Annotated in this window: 1 rRNA gene; it reads right to left on the bottom strand. The window is 53.6% G+C overall.

The annotated features are described in order from the left end of the window. Window positions 1-30 precede the first annotated feature (30 nt). Window positions 31-780 (bottom strand): 23S ribosomal RNA (locus ACHH0Z_RS25605); the annotation flags it as partial.

The raw sequence follows: 780 nt of genomic DNA, 5'->3' as shown, positions 1-780 counted from the left end.
GTCTCTTCGCCAAAACATCTTCGGCGTTGTAAGGTTAAGCCTCACGGTTCATTAGTATCGGTTAGCTCAACGCATCGCTGCGCTTACACACCCGACCTATCAACGTCGTCGTCTTCAACGTTCCTTCAGGAGACTTAAAGTCTCAGGGAGAACTCATCTCGGGGCAAGTTTCGTGCTTAGATGCTTTCAGCACTTATCTTTTCCGCATTTAGCTACCGGGCAGTGCCATTGGCATGACAACCCGAACACCAGTGATGCGTCCACTCCGGTCCTCTCGTACTAGGAGCAGCCCCCCTCAATTCTCCAGCGCCCACGGCAGATAGGGACCGAACTGTCTCACGACGTTCTAAACCCAGCTCGCGTACCACTTTAAATGGCGAACAGCCATACCCTTGGGACCTACTTCAGCCCCAGGATGTGATGAGCCGACATCGAGGTGCCAAACACCGCCGTCGATATGAACTCTTGGGCGGTATCAGCCTGTTATCCCCGGAGTACCTTTTATCCGTTGAGCGATGGCCCTTCCATTCAGAACCACCGGATCACTATGACCTGCTTTCGCACCTGCTCGAGCCGTCACTCTCGCAGTCAAGCTAGCTTATGCCATTGCACTAACCTCCTGATGTCCGACCAGGATTAGCTAACCTTCGTGCTCCTCCGTTACTCTTTGGGAGGAGACCGCCCCAGTCAAACTACCCACCAGACACTGTCCGCAACCCGGATTACGGGTCTACGTTAGAACACCAGCCATTAAAGGGTGGTATTTCAAGGACGGCTCCA

This window comes from Enterobacter cloacae complex sp. 2024EL-00227 (genome assembly GCF_043945315.1).
GTDB lineage: Bacteria > Pseudomonadota > Gammaproteobacteria > Enterobacterales > Enterobacteriaceae > Enterobacter > Enterobacter roggenkampii.
Note: the sequence above shows the minus strand (reverse complement) of the source record. Positions and strands in the feature narration are given on the sequence as shown.